This window comes from Roseivirga sp. AWQ4_251 (genome assembly GCF_056158225.1).
On sequence record NZ_JBSWSW010000001.1, the window covers coordinates 1030252 to 1049522 of the forward strand.

Below are 19271 nucleotides of genomic sequence, written 5' to 3' on the forward strand. Positions count from 1 at the left end.
TAGAAATGGATATTTCCGTAGTCATACCCACTTACAACCGACCTGAATGTCTTCAATGTTGCTTGCTTTCCTTGGTAAATCAAACCACTGATAAGCAATGGGAAGTAATTGTAGTTGATGATGGAGGAATTCAGGACTTATCCAAAGTTGTGGTTTTAGTGAGTAATAGAATTTCTGTTCAACTGATTAGACAAAATAATGCCGGCCCTGCTGCTGCCAGAAACAACGGAGTGGCTCATGCTTCAGGCCGATATATCGCTTTTTTGGATGACGATTGTGAACCTGATCGAGACTGGTTAAAGCATCTTTCTGAAGGAGTTACAATGGGAGAAATGATAGGAGGGAGAACCGAAAACAAGCTTTCCAAAAACCTTTATTCTGAAGCCAGTCAACAACTTGTATCTTTTCTTTATGAGTACTTTCAAGGTTCACCATGGTGGTTTTTTACATCGAATAATTTCTTGGTCGATAAGGAAAGTTTTGAGTCAATAAGTGGCTTTAATCAGGATTTTCCAACATCGGCAGGAGAGGATCGGGAGTTCTGTGCCAAGTGGTTAGCTAAAGGTTTCAGAATGAAATATGAGCCTTCGGCCATTGTTAATCATGCTCATGATCTAACCATAAAAACTTATTGGAAGCAACATTTAAAATACGGTAAGGCTTCACCCCAATATCGTGATGCAATCGCTTCTTTAGGATTGTCTTCTCCGCCATTTAAGCTTAGTTTTTACTTCGACTTGATTTTTTTTTCCTTCAGAAATGGGAAAGGTGGAATATTCAACAAACTGTTTATTTCAAGGCTTTTAGTCATTTCTCAAATCGCTACCGTAGTTGGTTTTCTTACTAGTTCAAAAGGGAAGAAATGATAGCTAAAATTAAAAAGTCAGTTGGCGCAAAAAGCTTCTTTTTCATCTGGATTCTACAGCTGATTACTATTGCTGGATTTATCTTTCATTTTAATATTGAAGAGAGCTTTAATCTACCTCAGGTTTTTCCTTTTGTAGTGATTGCTGCCTTTGTAAGTGCTTTAGTGCCTATTCGATTTAGAAAATTGATTGGGGTTCTGGCGACTATTGTTGGGTTAACTCTGATTATGCCCATTTTTGAAGCGGTCGTTTTACTTTTTATCGCGATGGCTTTGGTTGGGATTTGCAATTTGCCCACATCTGTTCTGATTAAAAAGTGCATTCTGGTATTGGTGGTAACAATCTTTGCCCTGATTAAAACCCACTACATTCCTGTTTCTTGGATAACCACCCCGGTACTTACTATTCTGGCGAGTATGTTCATGTTCAGAATGATATTGTTCCTGTATGAAATGAAGTATGAGGATCAACGAGCTTCATTTCTCGACCAACTCAGCTATTTTTTGCTGCTACCAAACATTATCTTCCCCTTGTTCCCCGTAGTGGATTACAAACTATTTCAAAGCAATTACTATAATATTGACGCCCAGAGAATTTACCAAAGAGGGGTATTCTTAATTGCGAAGGCGACTCTTTATCTTTTTGCTTATAGAATCATTTATTCTTTTCTGTTACCCTCTCAGTTCGATCTCAATTCAGTTCAAGACTTTTTCGAATACATAGTTTTCACCTATTTGTTAAGCATTCGTTTGGCGGGTATTTTTCATTTTTCAGTCGGGGTGTTATGCCTGTTTGGTTACGACTTGCCTGATGTGTTCAGAAATCACTTTGCGGCTACTGGCTTTGGAGATCTTTGGAGACGTATCAATATTTATTGGAAGGACTTTGTCATTAAAGTGTATTTCAATCATTTCTATTTTAAACTGAAAAGGTTTGGAAGAAAACGAGCACTTTTTTGGTCTACCATGTTGGCATTTTTGGTTACACTTATTCTGCATGAGTATCAGTTTTTTTGGCTGACAGGTGTATTTGAAATCAGTATCATGGATGTGATTTTCTGGGGGTTCTTCGGTATTGTTGTTTCGCTGGAAACCTTAAAATCACAAAAGCATAAACCAGCTGCTAACGAAAACATTTTCAATGCCTTAAAGTATGGAGCTCTGGTAGTTACTACTTTTTTGACCATGTCCTTTTTATGGTCAATTTGGTCGAGTAGTAGTGTAGAAGATTGGTTTGCCCTTTTCAAAGCTTTCGAAGCTGCTTCTTTTCAAGATTTTGTTTCAGTTGGTGCATTGATCCTGCTCTCTATTGTGTTGGTCAGTGGTTTGGGCTGGGGAATAAAATGGATGAAAGCCAACGTTCGGGAAAATAAAATTGAACTGGTCAAATTCAGCCCTCTTGTTGTTTTGGTACTCCTTGCTTTTTCTTTCAATGGATTTACGATCCAGAAGTTTTGGGAAGGAAGATTGTCGGGCAATAGCCTTAAGTCCATTTTTTATTTCAATATAAATACTGACGAAAGAGAGCATGAACTAGCTGGTTATTATGATAACATGCTCGATAACAATGATCTTCTCAGCTCAGTGGCTCATGGGGCAGATGATAGAGTGAAGTCTGAATTGTTCAGGCAGCAGATCCATAGCAAGGGGATTTTGATCGAAACCAATGATGCGCGATATAAGAAATTGAAACCATCAACTGAAGCAATGATAGAAGAGGTTCAATTTAAAGTGAATTCCTTAGGAATGAGGGATGAAGAGGTGAGCGATAGAGCAGAACATAACCGTTTACGCATCGCTATGGCGGGAGCTTCAATTGAAACGGGTTGGCTGATACATAAAGAACTTACATTCGAATCTCTGTTAGAAGAAAAATTCATGACTGATGTTGCAGTAAACGAATACAACATTGAAGTATTGAATTTTTCGGTACCAGGACGTGTATTTCTCAATACTGCTTCGGCAATAGAGCAAGAGGTTTTTCCATCTCAACCCGATATTTTGATCATGTTTCATCATCCAGATTTGGAATGGATGCACATCAAGAACCGCCTGAGCCAATACAACTTCTCCGAGAATTTTGATGGAACCATTGGTCAGCTTTACCAGAAATATGATCTATTAAATGCAACTCCCAATGAAAGGAATGAATGGCTGAACCCACATGAAGAAGCCGTAATGAAACAGCTCTACAAGTATGTATTGGATTTGTGCCAGACAGAAGATATAAAGCTTGTTTTAGTGAATATGCCAAGGTTTTTGGCAGACTTTGATTCCGAAATAGACAAGAGTGTTTATTGGGCCGAAGCCGAGGGAATCGAAATTATTGACATTGCCAAGCCTTATGATTTAGATATGAATCCTTACCTTTTAGACTATGGAGGGCATCCCAATATTGAAGGCAATAAATTGATTTTTGATAGATTGTACCCTTCCTTAATTCAGGTTATTCAAAAGTATAAAAAGGAACATTGAAGAATCATTCGGTAATCACAGGGACAGGAAGATCGGGGACCACTTTTTTGGTGGAACTTTTAACGCACTGCGGTTTGGATACAGGCTATTCTTTAGAAAGCCTTAGAACAGAGAAAGATCAGATTGCCCGTGCTGGATTGGAACACATTTTTATTGACGCCAATAGTCCTTACATCATAAAAGATCCAAGTTTTTTCGAGTATGCTGAAAAGGTTTTGCAATCAGAAAAACTTGTTCTGGACTATGTTTTTGTTTCTCTGAGAAATCTTGAAGCCGCTGCTGATAGTAGGCGTTTGGTTCAATCCGCAAATCTCTCCAAAATGTCTTTGAGGCAACGAATCCATTATAAGCTGAAGCCTTTTACTTTCCCTGGGGCTATATGGGCGGGAGTTTCTGGTAAAAAGGGAAATTTGGAAGCGCACCTAAGTGATAATATTTACCAACTTCTTTTAACTTGCTCCAAATATCATGTGCCAGTAGTTTTGTTGAATTTCCCGAGATTAGTGAAGGATGTTCAGTACGCTTTTCAAAAGCTGAGCCCCATTTTAAGAGGGATGGTATTCGAAGAATTTGAGACTTATTTTAACAAGGTGGCTGATCTAAGTTTGGTTCACCAATTCAATGCTGAGGATACATGATAAGGAGGGTAATGGTGAAGAAAATTGAAAGCTTATAGAATATCGAGTAAACCCAGTTTGAAGAATGAACTTCTATCGCTGGGCAGGTACAAAGAATTGTTTGTTGCGCTTTCTTGGCGAAATGTGAAAATACACTATCAGGTTATTCCTTTGGGTATAACTTGGGCCATTTTACAGCCCCTTATTTTATCTTCCATCTACTACATTATTTTTCAGGGCAATTTGGAAGTCGAGGGTTATAATTACTTCCTCTTCGTTTTTACTGGAGTTGTACTTTGGAATTTCTTTGCTGGTGCATTGTCTTTGGGAGTGATTAGCTTTATTCAGAACGATGACCTTATCAAGAAACAATATTTTCCACGTTTTATTCTTCCCAATACGGTTTTAGCTTCTAAGGCTTTGGATTTGATTCTATCGTTTATCGTCTTAATAGGACTGATGATCTACTTTGTTGATGATCCTAACTGGGGACGTTTGATTTTCTTCAGTGCCTTATCCATGGTTATGCTGGTGCTGATTACCTCTGGTTTTATGATGCCGATTGCCGCTTTAACTGTTAGGTTCAGGAATATTCCATCTTTTTTGCCTTTCGTTATCCATGTCATCTTTTTCACGTCATCGGCTATGTATAATCCGAATGACCTGATAAAAGACGATAACCTCAATATGCTCTTTAAGTTGAACCCCGTAACAGGGGCTTTTTATGTTTTTAGATTAGGTGTTTTTGACTCCATTCCTGATATACTGACCATCTCACTTTACCTCGCTTGGTCTGTTTTAATCTTTCTAGTTGGGTTTGCCATATTTTGGATGAACAACCGAAAAATCCCTGATTATTTATGATGGAAAATGCAGTAATAAGTGTGAATGGGATTTCGAAGGAATACTCTTACTTCAATCCAAAAACTCGAAATCGGGAACATTTGATTGCATTGGATAATGTTTCTTTCGATTTGAAAAGGGGAGAACATATGGCCATTTTCGGGAAGAATGGCTCGGGTAAATCCACCTTGTTGAAAATCATTTCCAATGTAGTTTCACCAACTTCGGGCTTTGTAAATGTATATGGCAAGATCGTTTCATTGCTGGAGCTTGGAACAGGATTTCATGGCGATTTGACTGGCCGACAAAATGCATATGTCTACGGTGCAATGCTCGGTATAAAAAGAAAATTGTTAAAAGAACGATTGGATGAGATTGTAGATTTTGCACAGTTGGATGGGTATATGGACATGAAGGTGAGGCATTATTCTAGTGGAATGACTATACGTTTGGCTTTTAGCATTGCTTTGCAAACCAATGCCGATTTAATTATTGCAGACGAAATTCTAACAGCTGGCGATAAAGATTTTAGGGAAAAATGTATGTCAAAGCTTCTTCATTTAAAAGGAGAAACGGCTTTGCTCATTGTGGATCATAATAGCGAAACATTGGCTAAACTTTGTGACTTTGCCATTTGGTTCGACCAAGGCAAGCTCATAAAATCAGGGCCAGTGATGGAGGTTGGCAAAAGCTATTGGGGTAGCTAATTTTGTGGGGAATTTATCAACTAAAACTTTTAAGTAGAAGGGATGGAAGCAGGGAAGGATATGCGATGGCGATCTATCGTATTCTTAGTTTTACAATTGGCTTTAGTAGGTCTATTTGCTTTCCATTTTAATATTGAGGTACAATTCAATTTACCTTCTCTTTTTCTTTACATCTGTGTGGTATTTGTGTTTCATGCTTTAAGTCCTTTAAAGTATAGGAAGTCTATTTTTCTTACATCAACTATTATTGGGCTGTTTTGGATTTTGTCCATGAAAGAAGCCTTTACATTGTTAGGGCTGAGCTTGCTTCTTATTGGTATTTGTAATCTCCGTATCTCTCTTAAACTCCGCAAACTCATTCTGCTGGCATTGACTCTTGCTTTGGCATATATCCGAATTGTCAATCCAGCAACTTGGATCACCTCTCAAGTGATTATCATTTTAGCGAGCATGTTTATGTTCAGAATGATGTTGTTTTTGTTTGAGCTGAAATATCGAAAGGAGAAAATCCCGCTGCTCACTCAGTTGAACTACTTTCTGATGTTGCCCAACCTCGTTTTTCCACTTTTCCCCATTGTTGATTTAAAGCTTTTTGAAAGAAATTACTACAATGACGATGCCCTTACTATTTACCAACGGGGAGTTAGACTTATCGCCAAAGGAATTCTAGAACTGTTTTTATATAGAATCATCTATTATTTCTTGCAACCCTCTTTAAATGAGGTCAACTCTTTATTCGACCTGTTGAGTTACTTGATATTCTCTTACCTGCTCATTCTAAGAATGGTCGGCCTGTTCTATTTCTCTGTGGGCGTTTTATGCCTCTTTGGTTACAATCTCCCGGATCCATTTAAAGCTCCATTTATGGCGAATGGATTCAGTGATTTATGGAAGAGGATAAATGTTTATTGGAAGGACTTTATCCTGAAAATATTCTTTAACCCTATTTATTTCAGGTTTAGGAAATACGGAACCAAAAGTGCCTTTTTCTTGAGCACCTTCATTTCCTTTGCCATTACGCTTTTGCTGCATTCTTATCAGTTTTTTTGGATGGTAGGAAGTTTCAATTTTACCGAGAACGATATTTACTTCTGGGGTTTCTTTGGGCTGATCATTGCTATAGGAAGTGTTGTTTCAATCAAAGTGAAATCGAAAAAGGGCTTTCTCAACCTGATGAAAGAATGCGCTGCAATTGCTGTCACATTCTTGTCTATGTCAATTTTATGGTCTTTATGGACGAGTAAAAACCTGACTCAATGGTTAAGCAAAATGTCATTGATTTTAACCGCTCCATTTTCTGAGCAGTTAATGGCTTTGGTCGCTTTTGTGGCTATCATTCTTTTGTTGACAGTCTTTCAATTTATCATTCATGAGTTTGAATGGAGAGGGAAGTCCAAAGTATTTTCCGCAGCTTATTCGGCTCCAATTGTTATCATTTTTTGTTTAATCCTCCTTTTTAATTCAGTAACGATAAAAGAATTTTGGTCGAAAAAATGGAATGGGGGAACCATCGATTCAATTTTCCATTCAAATCTAAAATCATCAGATATGGAAGAGCAATTGGCGGGCTACTATGACAATGCACTCTCAAATTACGATGTAAGAAGCACAAACGTAAACGCGAGTCATGTAGCTTCTCAGATGTTTCAGACCATGCTTTTCGAGCGAGGTGTGCTCGAAAATGAAAGCGGCCTTTTAGGTAAAAAATTGGTGCCAAACGCAAGTGCTATTATCCAAGGAATCGAAATATCCATTAATCAATGGGGTATGCGCGATGACGATTTTAAAGTTGAGCGAACGCCTAATGTGCACAGAGTTGCTTTCATAGGTGCTTCGCCAGAAATGGGGTGGATGCTTCCAAAAGCCGATACTTTTGAAGGAATTATTGAACAGAAGTTAAGGAGTTCTGAACAAGAGCGTATGGTTAACCCACAAGTTGAAGTTTATAATTTCTCTATTCCTGGCAGAATTATTTTGAACCATTTATTTGCACTCGAAGAACAAGTGGTTCCATTTCACCCGGATTTCGCTTACTTTTTTGATCATAAGGATGCCGAGTGGATGAGGTTAAAGCAGGAACTGTTGCGCTATAATTTTTCTGAAGCGCTGAAGAAATACTCGGCTGATCTTGCTCTACTGGCTGATAGGGCCTTTACAAATAAAGATCAAGACTTATTAGATGATCATAAGTCAGAATTCTTTGAAGTGATTTACAAAGGAATTTTTAACATTTGTAAAGCCAATGATATTCAACCCGTTCTTGTGGTAATGCCTGAGTTTTTTCGTGGTATTTCAGGAGAATCTGAAGATCATTTCTTGTTAGCTGAAAGCATTGGATTTAAAGTGATCGACCTTACACCTGCTATTAAGCCTGATGAAATTCCGAATTATTTGTTGGATCATATTGGGCACCCAAATAAGGAAGCCAATAAAATTATTGCAGGAAAACTCTACTCCGAGATTTTAAGTTTTGACTAAGTTTTTCAAGAAAAAATTGAGTAAAAACTGGAAAATAATCATATTGAAATAGTTTAATTTTTTAGAGTTCATTTTATAAATGAATGACTGGATATGGCTTTTCACACATGCTCCTTTTTTATTGTTAAAATACCTTTCTTTATCTCTTTTCGTGCTAAGAAAGGTGAGAAGGAAAGGGCTATTTTTTTTGCTAAAAAAGTGCGATTATTGATGTAAGCAAAGTTTTTTTTGCTCTCAAGGGAGCCCTTTCTGCCACTTGATTTTTACGGTAACATTGCTTTTTGGTCAGAAGATTTTGTAAAAGAGGGGAAGTGATTAATAAAGAATTGAGGAGAACATGAATATCAAAGAAGCAGTAAAAAAATTCTTAATCAACAATGTTCTTTCTGACAAAGATTCAGAAGAACTTACTTATCAAACCCCATTGGTTTCTAGTGGGCTTATTGATTCCATCACAACACTTCAATTGGTTACATTCATCGAAAATGAATTTAACATTGAATTCGAATCTCATGAGGTTGATCAAGACAATTTGAACACGATTGATATTATTGAGGAGTTTGTAGTCGGTAAGCAGAGAGAAAGAAGTGGAGAAGCGGCTATCTGATTTTTTAGGATCTCACTTTCCAAAATTTACAAATAACCCAGTCTTCAATTTTCTAGGGACTGAAGAATATAGCTATGGCGATATCAATGTAAAGTCACTAGAAACGGCTGCTTTCCTGAATGCCTTTGGCCTTGATAAAAATGATCGCGTGGCCATCTGTGCAGGAAAATCTGTCGATACAATTCTGACGGTTTTCGGCTCAATTTTGAATGAGAATCCCTATGTGCCCATTGATCCGTTAGCACCTTTTCAAAGATGGAAATCCATCTTAGAGGATTGCTTGCCAAAGGTTTTGGTGGTTGATGAAAACGTCAGAAATAACATACATGACGAATCGCTTCCTATTACGAAAGAGGCTTTAATACCGAATACATCTTTGAGGCTTTTAAAGTTAAACTGGGAAGAAGCCAAATTGGATCTTCCTCAAGATTTAGCTTTTATTCTTTATACTTCTGGTTCAACAGGAACTCCAAAAGGAGTTATGATCACTCATAAAAATGCATTGAGCTTTGTTGAGTGGGCTTCATCTACTTTTAATTTTTCCGAAAATGATGTTTTCAGTTCTGTAGCGCCACTTCATTTCGATCTTTCTGTATTCGATCTTTTTGTGGCGATAAAGCATGGTGCTAAAGTGGTTTTAATGGATGAGAAAACTATCCGTAACCCGCTTTTACTCGCTGAACTGATTGAAGAAAAGCACATTACTGTTTGGTATTCAACACCAACTGTACTTATGCTTTTAATGAGATATGGGAAAATTCATCGGAGAAATCATAAGTCGATTAAAAAGGTGTTTTATGCGGGTGAGGTTTTTCCTGAAGAACAATTGAGCTTGTTTAAGCAGCAATGGTCTACAGCTGAATTCTTTAACCTTTATGGGCCAACAGAAACTAATGTATGCACTTGGATCGCAATCCCAACTGAGTTCTCAACAGAATTTAGCTCTAGCATTATAGGTAAGAGCTGCTCGCATGTTCAATGCGAAATTTTGGATAATGATGATGAATCAAATTCAACGGGAGAACTAATTGTGAGCGGAGCTTCTGTTAGCCCTGGTTATTTAAATAGGCCTGAACTCAATACTTCCAAATTCTTTCAAGATGATTCAGGAACTACATGGTATAAAACTGGCAATTGGGTTGAAAAACTGGATTCTGGCGATTTTAAGTTTTTGGGCAGAATCGATCGCATGGTAAAAAGAAGGGGTTATAGAATAGAGCTTGATGAAATTGAAGCTATCATTTCTAATTACCCTAAGGTGTCGCGGGCAGCGATAAATTCAAAGATTAATTCAGAGGGAGATATTTCTATTTATGCCTTTGTACAGGCTTCAAATATCGATATTGAAATTAATGAACTTAAGGCTTTTGTTATAGAAAGGCTTCCTTCATATATGCTGCCTGATCAATGGTTTTTTGTTGATCAATTGCCATTAACCAGCACCCAAAAGGTGAATTATGAAGAACTAAAACTCATGATAAACTGATCATTATGGAATTTTCTGTTTCACCATATCAAAAGGAAGTTCAGCAAGAGATTTTGAATTTTGCTCGTGCGCATTTGAATGAAAATGTAGCAGAAAGAGATCAAAAACAATTTTTCGACAGAAGCTTGTGGAAGAAATTGGGTGAGATAAAACTTCCAGGTTTATGCATACCAGAAGAATACGGTGGAAGAGGGTTTGATCCGCTAACCACTGTTCTGGCTTTGGAGGCTTTTGGTGAAGGTTGTGAAGACGGAGGACTTTGTTTCGCAGTTTCTGCTCATTTATTGGCTTGCTGTGTGCCGATTTGGCTTCACGGAAGTGAGGAGCAAAAATCATCACTTTTACCAAAACTGTGCAACGGAACATGGATTGCAGGCAATGCGATGACCGAGCCACATTCTGGTTCGGATACTTACGATTTACAGTCAACAGCTAGAAAATCGGGAAGTGAGTACATACTAAGCGGCCATAAAAGTTACATCTCCAATGGTCCTGTAGCCGATGTCTTAGTGACTTACGCTTCAACCAATTCTGAAAAAGGATTTTTTGGAGGAATAAGTGCATTCGCTCTAAATGTAAAGGAAACAGGAATTCAACTTTCAGAAGCCATTGATAAGATGGGAGTTAGAACCTGCCAGATGGGGGAAGCAGCTTTTAATGATTCGAGAATACCTGAAAATTCAATTTTAGGCCAAGAAGGTGGTGGAGGAATCATTTTTCATCAATCCATGGAATGGGAAAGGATCTGTCTGGGTACTATTCATTTGGGCGCTATGAAACGGGTTTTAGAGAACACAATTGCATTTGTTAGAACAAGGAAATCAGGTGGAAAATCGATTGGCGATTATCAGGCCATAAGCCATCAATTGGCAGACTTAAAAGCGGGCTTGGAAGCCTCAAAGCTATTGATTTACCAAGCAGCTTGGAAATTAGGAAACACCAAAATGGTTGCTATGGAAGCATCCATAAGCAAATTATTTGTGAGCGAATTTTTCAAGGAATTTGCCTCTAAAATTTTTCAGATATACGCTGGAAAAGCCTTTAGAGAAAATCATGAAGTAGAGCGACTATTGCGCGATGCTATGGCTAGCACAATCTATTCTGGTACATCAGAAATACAGAGAAGTATTATCGCAAAAATGATGAAGATTTGATCATGGGGAAGGTTTACGATTTTGTGATTATAGGAGGAGGGCCGTCAGGAAGCACAGCAGCTACAAATTTGGCGAAAAATGGCTTTGAGGTGCTGGTGTTGGAAAAGCAAAAATTCCCAAGATTTCATATCGGAGAGTTTTTGCTACCTTTCTGTTATCACATTTTTAAAGATTTAGACATTCTGGATCAAATGGAAAAGGAGTTTACGCGAAAGCCTGGAGCTACTTTTTCTAATGAGGATAATTCTCAATACTCACATTGGTGTTTCGATAAAGTGATTCACCACCCATCTTACCTGTCTTTTCATGTCAATCGAGACCGATTTGATGAAATGCTGTTGGACAATAGTGCAAAGCATGGAGCAACAGTAATGCAGGAAACCAAGGTTTTATCTGTTAACCTCGATTCCAAAGACCTTGTAAGGGTTGAGGCAAAAGGGAAAAACAATGAGAAGCAGGAATTTCTAGGGAAATTTTTGATAGACGCTAGCGGACAAAACAGTTTCCTTGGTAAGAAGATGAACTCTAGAATCAGGCGATCCTCTATCAATCCACGAATTGCCTATTACAGCCATTGGAAGAATTATGAAAAGGATGAAGCGCTGAAAAATGGTTCTATCCGCATTATTATGTTGGGTGGGGAAAAGAAAGGCTGGATTTGGATGATTCCGCTAGAAGAAAATCTAGTGAGCATAGGTGTAGTGGTGGAATTGGACTATGCAAAAAAACAAAGAGAGCTAAAAGGCAATGACTTGCTAGAGGATGATTGGGGAACAACTTTCTACTTGTCAGAATTGAAATCTTCTTTTTTTGCGGATCAGGTTACAAAGTCTGCAACCATGACTAGAGAAGTGACAACCAGCAGCGATTATTCTTATAACGTAGAGCAGAAGCACGGAGATAATTTTGCCATTATTGGTGATGCTTCGGCTTTTCTAGACCCAATATTTTCAAGTGGAGTATTTTTGGCAATGAAAAGCGCCATGATTGTTACTCAAGCCCTCATGGAAAAGGGAGAAAATAGTAATTCACTTTCGGAAGCTTATCAAGATTTGGAAGGTGGGTATGGACTTGTTGAAAAAATGATCACTACCTTCTACGATGATAATACCATTCGCTTATCACAAGCAGGTTCTTCTTGGCTTCAAGGTTATGAAAAGTACGAGAATGCTTATGCTCATTTGCACCTGATTTTGGCAGGGGATTTTTTCACAAACCATAAGAAATATGTAGCGTCTCTAGATCTTCTATCGGACAAGAAATCTACTGATCGATATAAGAACTTGACAGCGCATACAGAAGATGAAATACGGAAGCATTGTATTTCAAACCCAGTATTGGACAAGTTGCCTACGGATTGAGATACTGTGGATAATATAAAGAGACATTAACTAAAAAGGACGGGTAAGAATGGAGAGGATTTATGATTTTATAATCATTGGAGGAGGGCCGGCAGGGAGCACAGCAGCTACAAATTTATCCAGAAATGGGTTTAGCGTGCTGGTGTTGGAGAAGGAAGTATTCCCAAGGTTCCATGTTGGGGAATCACTTTTACCTTTCAGCTATGATCTGTTTAAAGACCTCGGTGTTCTTGAAGTAATGGAACAAGAATTTGAAAGAAAACCCGGGGTTACTTTTTCAAATATTGATGATTCTAGGTCTTCAAATTGGTGCTTCAGCCATCATTTGAAAGGCGAGTCCAAATTGTCTTTTCATGTAAGGAGAGATCGTTTTGATCAGATTCTCCTAGAAAATAGCCATAAGCACGGAGCGGAATTAAAGTACGGTAAGAAAGTGTCGTCTGTGGATTTCTCCATGCCAGATGCGGTAGAAGTTAAAACCGTTGATGGATTGTCATTTAAGGCGAAGTTTATTTTGGATGCCACAGGACAGGACGCATTTATAGGAAAAACCATGGGTACTAAAACCAAGCAACCCATGTTGAGCCAAAGAATAGCAGTTTCAACCCATTGGAAAAATGCAAATTGGGACGAGACTTTGACACTGGGCAACCTGAGGATAATCATGTTGGAAGGGGAGAAAAAAGGCTGGATTTGGATGATCCCTGTTGCTCCAGATAAGTTGAGTGTAGGAGTGGTTACAGAGCTCGATTACTTTAAAAAACAAAAGCGAAGTTCAACTTCAGATTCAAATTTTTTAGAAGAATTCTATAAGCAAGAACTCCTTTCTTCCAAGTTAGGGCACGAAATCTTGAGCAATGGAGAAATGGTTCAAGAAGTTGCCGTAAACAGTGATTATTCATTTAATGTAACCGAAAAATACGGTGATAGATTTGCCATAATAGGAGACGCTTCGGCTTTCTTGGATCCTATGTTTGCTAGTGGCGTTTTTGTAGCAATGAAAGGAGCGATGATCATCTCCGATGCCCTTGTTCAGAAATTTAAAATGGGAAATGAAGCCGCATTAGCCCTAGCGTATGAGGAGACCAATGGAGCTTGTCAGTTAATCGAAAAACTCATTGCCATTTTCTACGACCCAGAAAGGATTAAATTCTCCGAGTTAACACCTAATGAAACTTCTCAATACGATAAGTTTGAAAATGCTTATACAATTTTCCATCTGATCCTTGCTGGGGATTTCTTCAGTAATCACAAAAGGTATTTAGATGCGGTCGATTTACTGAGCGATAAAAAGAAGATAGATCAGTACAAGCATTTGTCTGCTCAAACTAATGATGTATTAAGAGAGACATGTAGAGCTATCCCTTCATAATCATTTTTGAACTAGAAGAAGAAAACAGAGTCCATCGAAATTCGGAAGAGCATGTCAATCAGTTATTGTTTCATTCAACAGGTAATCAAGTGAGTAAGGAGATCAATATGGTTTATTCAAAACCTTCATTATCTGTTGTGATTGCCGGGCATGTTCTGGATGGTAATCTTGCCAAATGTCTAAAATCGGTAGAATTTTATTTTTTGGAGAGTATTGAAGAAGTGATTTTAGTGTTGGATGGAGTCAGAAGGTCGGATGAGTTTTTCGAGGCTTTCAACCTGCCAAGACTGAAGGTTTTGGAACTGGAATCATCTCATGGACCAGCCTATGCAAGAAACTTCGGAGCGCATCATGCAAAAGGGAATGTTCTGTTCTTTATAGATTCTGATATAGAGGTAAAGGAGGACACTTTTGAAAAGGTTATCAATCATTTTGGTATTGAAAATTCAGAAGAGGCAATTATTGGCTCTTATGACGATAGCCCTGCAGATCAAGCTTTGATTTCTAAATATCGAAACCTTCTCCACCATTTCACGCATCAACATGCTTCGGAAAAAGCAATGACTTTTTGGGGGGCTTGTGGCGCAATTAGACAGGAAGTTTTTTTATCGGTTGGAGGATTTGATGAAAGCTTTGCCAAGCCGAGTGTGGAAGATATTGACTTGGGTTATAGGCTTGTGCGGCAGGGTTTTGCCATTCGGTTATATAAAGAGTTACAAGTAAAGCACCTTAAAAAGTGGACCTTCATTTCAATGGTGAAAACGGATGTTTTTCAGAGGGCTAAACCTTGGACAGAACTCCTTTTTAAATATAAAAAATGGGGAACCAAGGATTTAAATGTTAATAACTCTGAAAGGCTAGCGGTATTTTTATTAGGTTTAGGCTTATCCTCTCTAATCGCTGCATTCTTTTTGCCGGTTTTAGCCTTTCTAGGGGCTATATCTCTTATCTCCTTATTGCTTGTGAAAAGAAAAACATACGCTTTTTTCTCAAAACATTTCTCTGTGCGTTTGCCTCTAATTGTGCTCTTGCACTGGTTGTATATGCTTTCCGGAGCAGTGGGGCTGATTTTGGGAACAGTATCTTACGGTTTGAATGGTCGAAGAAAAATGAGTGATGCGTCTGGTTCTGTAATGATTGAAAATTCTGGGTTGAGAAATTGATGGAGAAGAGCAACGAAACGGTGGTGATTATAGGAGCAGGGCCGGCTGGTTTAACGGCCGCATATGAACTTTGCACCCGAAGCGATAAAAAGGTAATTGTAATCGAGGCCGATAATCAGGTTGGAGGAATAAGTAAAACCGTTGATTTTAAGGGTAATAAAATAGATATCGGAGGGCATCGCTTTTTTTCTAAATCAGATTGGGTATTGCAATGGTGGCAGCAGTTTTTGCCTATTCTTACACCTGAAGATGAAGTAACTACTACATATCATAACCAGCATAAATCGATTCATATTAATAAGCATGCAAGCCCTAATGAACCTCATATGCTTATTAGGCCACGCAAGTCTAGGATCTATTATAAGAAGAGGCTGTTCGATTACCCTTTGAAACTGAATTTAAAAACACTCATCAATATTGGCGTAATTAAAAGTTTCAGAATACTGATATCCATTATTTATAGCAGGTTTTTCCCAAGGAAGAATGAGACAAGCCTAGAAGACTTTTATGTAAACCGATTTGGTTACGAGCTATATGCTACATTCTTTAAAGACTATACCAAAAAAGTATGGGGAAAGGACTGTAAAGAGATTAGTGCCGAATGGGGACATCAAAGGGTGAAGGGATTGAGCCTAAGAACAATAGTAAAACATTATTTTACCACTCTTTTCTATCCTAATCGTCAGGCGTTTGGGAATGAAAAAACTGAACAGACGCTAACTGAATATTTTCTCTACCCACAAAAAGGTCCTGGTCAATTGTGGGAAACTGTTGCTGCCAAATGCCTAGAAAAAGGAGTAGATATTAGGTTGAATCAAAAGGTTGTAAAGTTGAATGCCAATGGTTCCAAAGTTGATACCGTAGAGATTATTGATTCAAAAACTGAGAATTCATATTCCATTTCGTGTGGAGAGGTTATATCCACAATGCCTGTTAAGAATTTGGTGCATGGAATGGAAGAAGTAGTTCCCGATTCAGTATTTGATGTAGCTTCTAACCTTAAGTACCGTGACTTTTTGATCGTAGGTTTATTGCTCGATGAATTGAAAATCAAGACCAGAGAAGGAAAAGCCATTGATGACAATTGGTTGTACATACAGGATGAAGATGTTCAGCTGGGCCGAGTTCAGCTATTTCACAATTGGAGCTCACAAATGATTTCCGAAGTTGGGAAATGCTGGATTGGAGCAGAGTATTTTTGTCAGGAAGGAGATGACTTATGGCTTATGTCTGAATCAGAAATAATTGAACTGGCAAGAACGGAATTGGCTACAATTGGTATAATTGAAACCTCTGCCAAAGTAGAAGGTACTGTGGTGAAAATGCCAAAAGCTTACCCTTCCTACGTTGGAAGTTATAAGGATTTTGATGTGGTGAAGGAGTTCTTTAATACTATTGAGAACCTATATCTTGTTGGACGAAATGGAACCCATAGATATAATAATCAAGATCATTCTATGCTTACCGCCAAAGAAGCAGTGGATAATTTACTGAAGTGTGAACCTAGCAAAGACAATATTTGGTCCGTTAATACTGAGCTTGAATACCACGAGGAAATCAAAAACTGAGCAATGAGAAGGCCGCTAACACAAGTAGTAATTATTTTTATTGTTGCTACAATGGCTGTTATCCTGAGTTTACCTATTGGTTCTGCATTTGAAGGAAACTCCGATGCAGCGTTAAGTGCAACAGGAATGGCATTAGCGCGAAGTTTTCACCGTTACCCAGATTTGCCAAATAGATCAATGGGCTTTGGTCTAAATGGCGAATTTGCTGTTTATACCAACTGGCCTCCAATGCATTTTCGGCTGTTGTCAGAATGGTTCTATTTATTGAGAGGGATTGATGTATTTAAAGCGAGAATACTTTCTGCGCTAGTTTATGGAGTGACAGCTACATTACTCTTTCTATTTCTGAATTGGAAAAAGATTAATAGAAAGGCAGCAATGCTTACTACATTGTTGTTCATTTTTCTCCCAGTTCATTTAACATATGGCAAGCTTATTTACTCTGATATTTGGCTCTCCATCTTTTGGATTTTGGGCTGCTTTTTAATCCAACCCAATACATTAAAACGGTTTTGGCTTTTTCTGATTTTGATGCTCTTAGGGACGGTGTTTTTCATGTGGTTTATTGCTTTTCTGATTCCTGTTCCATTGATAATGTTTTTTCATCAAAAATATTCATGGAAAGGGAGTATAGGTGTTTTTGTGGCTACATTACTGATTGGCTACGCTGTTCAATATGCCTTGATCTATAAATTTGAAGGAACCTATATCATTACAAACTTAGAGTCTTGGAGCATACTAAATTTAAATCAAGACTTTTCCTTCAACTTTGCAAAACGATTGGCTACGCTAGGATTTGAATCGATACCCATCATTTTATTTGGCCTTTTTTTACTCAGGAAACTTTCGTTTCGTCAGCTATTAAGGGAATTCAAAAACACTAAAATCTATTTTTATATCAAAGCAATAGCGCTGGCTCTGTTGATTTATGTGTGTTTGATGCCTGTTTGGTTTGTTACTCATTTACACGGAATAGCCATGTTTTCATTACTTATCTCAATGGTTTTTGCTGGACTTTTAAACGTGTTAGAAAGCGTTGATTCGGCTAGGGTAGTGCCGAATGGGAAATGGGCCATAATTTCTACCATGGTTCTTTTTACTGCTTTTCACCTGATACCCAAAGGCGGACAGCATTATCAGGATATAAGTGGGGGAATGGCCGAATTTATTAACGATAGTTCCAAAGAAGATGAAAAGGTATGTGTTTTCTTTTCCTTGAACAATTTCAAAGGATGGACACATCCCTTCGAGTTTGCGGTTAAAGAACAATCCTCCTCTTTCATTTTTAATAGAACTTATATGGAACATCATCCAGATTTAGACAGTGCCATAGTCGGTGGACTGACTAAACTTGAAGCTAGAGTGGTTTCCGGTTTTGATTCGGAAAAGGTAATTGTTGTATCACAATCAGATCATCTCAATACTTCGTATCAAATCACTAAGGCAAAGCAATTTGAAGATATATACATGTATGAGTTAAGATTGAAGCCTTAGGCTAATCTTTCTCTTCTAATGAAATGATGGTTTTGTAAATCATTTCTGAAAACTTAAGATTTCCTTCTGGATTAAAATGCCCATCATCAGCAAAGAGTTCTGAAGGCCATAATTCAGGCTGAGTACCCTGTTCCAAAACGATAGTTTCAGGCCTTTTTCTTAGACTTTTAATCATTACCTGATTAAAATGCTGCATTAAATCAGGCATGGCTGAATCGCGGATATGCTGTGTCCAGCTTCTACTCGGGAATTCTGAATTTGCAAAGCTTTTAACATTGATAATCTGAGGAACAAAGATGTTCACGGCTCCCATGTTATTGCCCAATAGCTCCAGTGTTTTAATATTTCTGGCATAAAGTGAATCTTCATAGGCATCAGGCGTGGTGTAGGAAGGCACTTGTGGAACGGGGTTTCCATCAGAAGCTAGAGGTACTTTGGACTCGAAAAAACCTGTGTAATATAGAATTGATGAATGTTGAAGGTAAAACTTAAAGGTTCTTTGGGTTGGCAAGGCCTGTTTTAAAAACATTCCATGCTGATAATAATCCCCACTTGGATTTTCGATATGGTAATTGCGGATATCATTCCACCCATGATAATTAATGATGATATCGGGCTCTAATTCATCGACAAGCGTAGTCATTTGTATCACAGCTTCCATGGATGAATATCCCGGTGCGCCCAAATTGTATACTTTATATTCAGGGCCAAGTTTGCTCTGTAACAGGAATGGCCAACTGTCTTCATCGCTAACCATAGCGGAAAAGGTAGTGGAGCCGCCAAGACAAACCACCACTTTTTGATCTTCAGTTGAGGGGAGTTCAGGGGTGGATGTAATTCGGAATCCGTGTTCGTTGGTGTTGATGTTGATGTCTCTGAAATCGATGTGGGTGTTTTTACGCAAACTCACACTTAAGTATGGGTGTTCTTCAAAGAATTTGGTGATTTCTGGCACATCATTGAAAAGAAAGTACCCATTTCGAAACCGATAGGTTAGTTGGCCCAAAACCTCAACAGCCAAGATTAAAACTATTGTTGCCAACAATATTGCCGTAAATTGTTTCAACACATTTTTCATTCT

At 38.1% G+C, this 19271-nt stretch carries 15 protein-coding genes; 14 read left to right on the top strand and 1 reads right to left on the bottom strand.

What is annotated here, in order from left to right:
- Positions 1-5: 5 nt before the first annotated feature.
- From ACXACJ_RS04665 to ACXACJ_RS04730, 14 genes are all read left to right on the top strand, one after another.
- Entirely contained in the window at positions 6-866 is an 861-nt protein-coding gene (locus ACXACJ_RS04665) for a glycosyltransferase family 2 protein (RefSeq protein WP_475133109.1), read from the top strand.
- Complete coding sequence (locus tag ACXACJ_RS04670; protein WP_475133110.1) at positions 863-3340, top strand: hypothetical protein; 2478 nt, start codon at positions 863-865, stop codon at positions 3338-3340. The genes ACXACJ_RS04665 and ACXACJ_RS04670 overlap by 4 nt, the downstream gene beginning before the upstream one ends.
- A complete protein-coding gene (locus ACXACJ_RS04675; protein WP_475133111.1) occupies positions 3337-3978 on the top strand; it encodes a hypothetical protein in 642 nt (213 codons plus the stop codon). The genes ACXACJ_RS04670 and ACXACJ_RS04675 overlap by 4 nt, the downstream gene beginning before the upstream one ends.
- Positions 3979-4035: 57 nt before the next feature.
- The gene (locus ACXACJ_RS04680) at positions 4036-4821 is read left to right on the top strand and encodes an ABC transporter permease (RefSeq protein ID WP_475133112.1); all 786 of its coding nucleotides are present in this window, start codon (positions 4036-4038) and stop codon (positions 4819-4821) included.
- Positions 4818-5507, top strand: coding sequence for an ABC transporter ATP-binding protein (locus ACXACJ_RS04685; RefSeq protein WP_475133113.1), 690 nt, complete (start codon positions 4818-4820; stop codon positions 5505-5507). Before ACXACJ_RS04680 ends, ACXACJ_RS04685 begins: the two co-directional genes overlap by 4 nt.
- A 42-nt stretch (positions 5508-5549) precedes the next feature.
- Positions 5550-7985, top strand: coding sequence for an SGNH/GDSL hydrolase family protein (locus tag ACXACJ_RS04690; protein ID WP_475133114.1), 2436 nt, complete (start codon positions 5550-5552; stop codon positions 7983-7985).
- A 337-nt stretch (positions 7986-8322) separates the two neighbouring features.
- The gene (locus ACXACJ_RS04695; RefSeq protein WP_475133115.1) at positions 8323-8592 is read left to right on the top strand and encodes an acyl carrier protein; all 270 of its coding nucleotides are present in this window, start codon (positions 8323-8325) and stop codon (positions 8590-8592) included.
- Complete coding sequence (locus ACXACJ_RS04700; protein ID WP_475133116.1) at positions 8573-10078, top strand: amino acid adenylation domain-containing protein; 1506 nt, start codon at positions 8573-8575, stop codon at positions 10076-10078. The genes ACXACJ_RS04695 and ACXACJ_RS04700 overlap by 20 nt, the downstream gene beginning before the upstream one ends.
- Before the next feature lie 5 nt (positions 10079-10083).
- Positions 10084-11232 carry an acyl-CoA dehydrogenase family protein gene (locus ACXACJ_RS04705; protein WP_475133117.1) on the top strand — a complete coding sequence of 383 codons (1149 nt, stop codon included), beginning with the start codon at positions 10084-10086 and terminating at the stop codon, positions 11230-11232.
- A gap of 2 nt (positions 11233-11234) precedes the next feature.
- A complete protein-coding gene (locus tag ACXACJ_RS04710; RefSeq protein WP_475133118.1) occupies positions 11235-12593 on the top strand; it encodes an NAD(P)/FAD-dependent oxidoreductase in 1359 nt (452 codons plus the stop codon).
- A 49-nt stretch (positions 12594-12642) separates the two neighbouring features.
- Positions 12643-13965: an NAD(P)/FAD-dependent oxidoreductase gene (locus ACXACJ_RS04715; protein WP_475133119.1), complete on the top strand. Its 1323-nt coding sequence runs from the start codon at positions 12643-12645 to the stop codon at positions 13963-13965.
- An 89-nt stretch (positions 13966-14054) separates the two neighbouring features.
- Positions 14055-15128 carry a glycosyltransferase family 2 protein gene (locus tag ACXACJ_RS04720; RefSeq protein ID WP_475133120.1) on the top strand — a complete coding sequence of 358 codons (1074 nt, stop codon included), beginning with the start codon at positions 14055-14057 and terminating at the stop codon, positions 15126-15128.
- Entirely contained in the window at positions 15128-16696 is a 1569-nt protein-coding gene (locus ACXACJ_RS04725) for an NAD(P)/FAD-dependent oxidoreductase (protein ID WP_475133121.1), read from the top strand. Before ACXACJ_RS04720 ends, ACXACJ_RS04725 begins: the two co-directional genes overlap by 1 nt.
- Before the next feature lie 3 nt (positions 16697-16699).
- Entirely contained in the window at positions 16700-18190 is a 1491-nt protein-coding gene (locus ACXACJ_RS04730; RefSeq protein WP_475133122.1) for a phospholipid carrier-dependent glycosyltransferase, read from the top strand.
- A 1-nt stretch (position 18191) separates the two neighbouring features.
- On the opposite strand, the gene ACXACJ_RS04735 is transcribed toward ACXACJ_RS04730, so the two are convergent.
- Positions 18192-19268 (bottom strand): SGNH/GDSL hydrolase family protein, encoded by a 1077-nt coding sequence (locus ACXACJ_RS04735; RefSeq protein WP_475133123.1) that lies wholly within the window; start codon positions 19266-19268, stop codon positions 18192-18194.
- Between the last annotated feature and the right edge of the window lie 3 nt (positions 19269-19271).

What these genes read in the sequence shown, in the direction of transcription:
- ACXACJ_RS04665 (WP_475133109.1), top strand. Translation starts at nt 6, where the DNA reads ATGGATATTTCCGTAGTCATACCCACTTACAACCGACCTGAATGTCTT.
- ACXACJ_RS04670 (WP_475133110.1), top strand. Translation starts at nt 863, where the DNA reads ATGATAGCTAAAATTAAAAAGTCAGTTGGCGCAAAAAGCTTCTTTTTC.
- ACXACJ_RS04685 (WP_475133113.1), top strand. Translation starts at nt 4,818, where the DNA reads ATGATGGAAAATGCAGTAATAAGTGTGAATGGGATTTCGAAGGAATAC.
- ACXACJ_RS04690 (WP_475133114.1), top strand. Translation starts at nt 5,550, where the DNA reads ATGGAAGCAGGGAAGGATATGCGATGGCGATCTATCGTATTCTTAGTT.
- ACXACJ_RS04695 (WP_475133115.1), top strand. Translation starts at nt 8,323, where the DNA reads ATGAATATCAAAGAAGCAGTAAAAAAATTCTTAATCAACAATGTTCTT.
- ACXACJ_RS04705 (WP_475133117.1), top strand. Translation starts at nt 10,084, where the DNA reads ATGGAATTTTCTGTTTCACCATATCAAAAGGAAGTTCAGCAAGAGATT.
- ACXACJ_RS04710 (WP_475133118.1), top strand. Translation starts at nt 11,235, where the DNA reads ATGGGGAAGGTTTACGATTTTGTGATTATAGGAGGAGGGCCGTCAGGA.
- ACXACJ_RS04715 (WP_475133119.1), top strand. Translation starts at nt 12,643, where the DNA reads ATGGAGAGGATTTATGATTTTATAATCATTGGAGGAGGGCCGGCAGGG.
- ACXACJ_RS04725 (WP_475133121.1), top strand. Translation starts at nt 15,128, where the DNA reads ATGGAGAAGAGCAACGAAACGGTGGTGATTATAGGAGCAGGGCCGGCT.
- ACXACJ_RS04730 (WP_475133122.1), top strand. Translation starts at nt 16,700, where the DNA reads ATGAGAAGGCCGCTAACACAAGTAGTAATTATTTTTATTGTTGCTACA.
- ACXACJ_RS04735 (WP_475133123.1), bottom strand. Translation starts at nt 19,268, where the DNA reads ATGAAAAATGTGTTGAAACAATTTACGGCAATATTGTTGGCAACAATA.